Genomic DNA, 3,919 nt, shown 5'->3' on the forward strand with positions numbered 1-3,919 from the left:
GACACCAAGAGCGGCGAGGCGATCTGGAAGTACAACGGCCAGGTCAAGACCGGTGGTGCGCAGTACGTCTCGGACTCGCTCATCGAGATGGCGAAGACGCCTGGGTACGGGAGGGTCGGCTACGTCGATGCTCGCTACGTCAACCCGGACGGCACGCCTCGGGTAGCGGTAGACGCCTTCACTCCGGGGCAGGCGCGACGCCTCCAGGAGGCCAAGGTTCGCCTGCGTGGGATTCCGAACCTCGAGGAGCGCGCCGACCAGTTGATGGCAAACATCAAGGCCGCCAAGCTCGACGGCCTCGATCCGATCGCCCGCGAGGAGTTGCAGCAACTCCGCGACGACATCACTGCCGCGTACCGCGCGCGCGGTGTCATCGGCCGCATTGGTGGCGGCGCGGCGATCGCGGCCGCATCGGCCGCCGTGGTCTCCCTCGTCGTGCAACTCGCGACGGAGGGCAAGGTGGACGCGAAGACCCTCGGCAAGTCCGCCGGCACCGGCGCGCTGTTCGGAGCGGGCGGTGCAGTCGCTGACGCAGGCCTGTATCACCTCGGCACCAAAGTCCTCGAGATGGCGCCTGAAGCTGCCAAGGAGTTCGCCAAGCAAGGCGTCGCAGTCGCCTTCTGCGTGCTCGCGATCGGAACCGATCTCGTCTCCGAGATCAACGCCTCGCGTCGTGGCGATGTGAGCCTGACGGGCGCCGTCGGGGGCACGGCCGCAAAGACGGCCCTCGATCTCCTGCCGCTCGTGATGGCGCCGCTCGGCCTTGCCGGTCTTCCCATCCTCGTTGGCGCGCAGGTCGGGGGCCGCTGGCTCATCGGGAAGGCGCGCGAGGCTGACCGAGTGCTCGCACAGGCGATTGCAGCCGACGTTGCGCTCGCCGTGAGCATCACGAGCCGGATGGCTGTGTTCACCGAAGTAGCCGCTCACGTAACAGCCGAATGCGCGGATACCGATGCCCTTTTCAAGGAAGTCATGGGCGGCGGTCTGCCCTCGACGGACCGGACGTTGCGTCTGGTGAACTGAAATCCCATCCAGGAGAACGAGACGTGAACCCCCTTGTGATTTGGCGCATCGTCGCAGCAGTCGGAGCTCTTCTCGGAATTGGTGGCGCGGCCTACGGCGTCGACCAGCACCAGAAGAGGAAGCAGGAGCAAGCCGCGAATCGAGCTCGTCTCCAGCAAATCGAGGCTGAACTCGCTCTGAAGGAGCAGCAACTCACCTCGCTCCACGCGTTGCTCGGCGACAAGAACGAGCAGGTGCGACTGCTCGCGGCCGAGGTCGTTCGGCTTCGGAATGCCGCAAGTGAATTGAGGCGCTCGGCATGACGGGGCGCTCCACCGACCCAGTAGCCCTCTCGCTCCCGGTCGAGGACGTGCAAGACACCCTCGCGCGCAACCTGTCGGCAGCGCGCAGTGCCCTCGGCATGTCCCAAGACAAGCTTGCGGCCGCTGCTGGCGTGTCGCGCGCGACCGTCAATCAACTTGAAGGCGGTTCGACAGCGAAGGGCGATCCGCGCCTCTCAACCGTGGTGCTACTCGCAGCCGCGCTCGGGATCTCTCCCGTCTTCCTCCTACTCGGGCGAGACGAACTCGACGCGTTCACCGAGGCCCCCCAGAGCAAAGAGGTGAAGGACGTTAGGTCTCATCTCACTGCCGAAGAGTTGGAGACGATGCGGCGGCTGCTTCGGTCCGGCGTGGCGAAGAACCGAGCGAAGGCGGTTGAGATGGGGGCTAAAGCGGCGGCTACAACAGGCATGACTGCAGGTGCGATCGCGGCGGCCGCGATCGGGACGGCGCTATTGCCGGGCATCGGCACGGCCATCGGCGCCGTCATCGGCAGCACCTGGCTCGCGAAGAAGATGATCGACGAGAAGAGGAAGGACGAGGAGTGAACGCCCCTGCGCCCGAGACGATCACGTGCATCCGAGCTCGCTCAGAACGTCATCGGTCTATCAGCTGACCTGCAGTGGTTGCTGATCCATATATCGGGCACGCCAACCTCGTTGGCGAAAGCCTTGCGCGGGTACGCCCAGACATGCTTCTTCAGCATACGACGAGCTGGCGCTTCACTCAGGGCTACGCAGATCCATCGCGAGCGACGCACGAATCGCCGCGTGAAGCGGAATTCGGGACTCTTCAACATCGGTCGCATGTTCGTCAGCGCCCGACGGCCTTCCCATCACGATATCGAACCATTGCGCTCGGTCCTTGACGACGCGAAACATCTTCTCATCGTGGGTGCCCGCGAGGTAGGGCTCGTACACCTCGATGTCCTTTCCCTCGCGCTCCGCGAGCGCCCCGATACGGTCCAGTCGACCGGTTCGCTGCTCAAGCACGCTCGGGTTCCAGTCCAGGTCATGGTGAATGACAAACCTACATTCCTGGTGAAGGTCGATTCCCTCTCCCATGACCGAACTGGCCACCAGCAGGTCTGGGGACAAGGGCGTGTTGAACAGCGCGATCACCCGCTCGCGCACATCGCGCTGAGTGCCTCCATGCGCCCTTCTGACGGGATGGAGGCTGGCACCGCGACGATGCACTTCGTCGTCCTCGACCTGGGCACCCAGGAGGGCATCTCTGACGCGAGCGAACTCGCTGTCCTGGAGCTCGGCGGGACCGACCATTTCGATCTGCAATCGGGCTCGTGCGAGGCGTTCCGCGAGCGAACGCCAGCGGTCTAGCAGGACAACCCCATGCGGATTGGCTTCGCTGATGCCCTTCCAGACGTCCTCATCGGTCATGCTCCTGCTCAGCGGCGTGAATCGGGTGAGGTAGCTCGGCGTTCGCAGATGCCGTATGGATGAGTCGACGACGAGATTGATGACATCCGGGTGGCGTCCAGCCGGCTCCGCCAGTGCATTGACTAAGCGCTCCCGCAGGCGGACATAGGTGGATCCATCCCGTCGAAAGAGGCGTTCAGAGATCCGCTCAAGCTCGGCGCGGGCGTCATCAACCGAGTTCGTGCGAAATGCTGCGCACGCCCGCTGAACAATGAGATTGTCGACCCTTCTAGTCAGCTCGCGTTCGACTGCCTCGCCGGTCTTGATGAACCAGCAGAAGATCAGGCACTTCTCGCCGGCAAGCCACAGCTGTGCCGCCTTCTCTACGGTTGCATTGACCTTTGGATGAGCGGCGAGAGCGCCAGGGTGTCTCAAGGCCCTATCGATCTCATCGCGGTACCACCTCACAGCATCCATATCCATCTCGCGGCTTGTAGAACTCTGCGCATCTGATTGGCGATCCTCGGCAGGGACATCAGAGTCTCTGTGCTCATCCGGCTGTCCGGTACCCAAGCGCCGGAACGCTTCATAGGAGGACGCGATGCCGTAGGCGAATAACGGTCGAGCGTGCTTGTTGTCGAGGGCAATGCTCTGAGCACGCGCCGCGAGGAGAAAGGGCAGTGCAGCCTCATCTGCGATTGTCAGACCGCCATTGCTCATGTCACCAGTGACGATGGCCGCACCAACGCGGTACTTGCGGCGATGGGCCCGTTCGTGGCGGATCACCCAGGGTCTCAGCACCCGGTTCATCTCCTGGCGGGCGCGGACTGCGAACTTCGCGTGCTCCCATGCCTCGCGTGCGATGGAACTGATGCTCTCTGGGGCTGGGGCTTCTGGTCCCCAAGCGTCGAACGTGGTCAAGTCTTCACGTGAGAGCTGTCCCCATGCGGCGTCCAAGGTAAGAGCGGTAGTCTGTGCGTGCGTGAGCTTCTTCTTCAAGGAATCCAGGCGGTCTTCAAGCCGGGTGGCCGGTGCGGGATCCAGGGGGCGCACAGCGGACATGCGGCTTAGAACCTCGATGAGTTCTGCGTGGCCGAGCTCGAACGGTGTAGCAGTCAAGAACAGCATGCGGCGGAAGATGCCTCGAAACGCCCCCGCGTCATTGCCATTTGTCCGTTCCCGCAACAGCCTGCTGATGAG

4 protein-coding genes are annotated in these 3,919 nt (G+C 63.6%); 3 read left to right on the plus strand and 1 reads right to left on the minus strand.

Going from position 1 to position 3,919, the window contains the following annotated elements:
• The 3 genes from I73_RS33215 to I73_RS30970 all read left to right on the plus strand — a co-directional run.
• Positions 1–1,023: hypothetical protein (locus I73_RS33215; protein WP_040500417.1), on the plus strand; the 1,023-nt coding region annotated here is incomplete at its 5' end.
• Positions 1,024–1,046: 23 nt separating this feature from the next.
• On the plus strand, positions 1,047–1,325 hold the full coding sequence (locus tag I73_RS14850) for a hypothetical protein (protein ID WP_022981338.1): 279 nt from the start codon (positions 1,047–1,049) through the stop codon (positions 1,323–1,325).
• Positions 1,322–1,891 carry a helix-turn-helix domain-containing protein gene (locus I73_RS30970; protein WP_022981339.1) on the plus strand — a complete coding sequence of 190 codons (570 nt, stop codon included), beginning with the start codon at positions 1,322–1,324 and terminating at the stop codon, positions 1,889–1,891. The genes I73_RS14850 and I73_RS30970 overlap by 4 nt, the downstream gene beginning before the upstream one ends.
• Before the next feature lie 174 nt (positions 1,892–2,065).
• On the opposite strand, the gene I73_RS14860 is transcribed toward I73_RS30970, so the two are convergent.
• Positions 2,066–3,919: helicase-related protein (locus tag I73_RS14860; RefSeq protein WP_255348167.1), on the minus strand; the 1,854-nt coding region annotated here is incomplete at its 5' end.

The sequence above is a fragment of the Ideonella sp. B508-1 genome (assembly GCF_000333615.1).
Taxonomy (GTDB): domain Bacteria; phylum Pseudomonadota; class Gammaproteobacteria; order Burkholderiales; family Burkholderiaceae_C; genus Ideonella.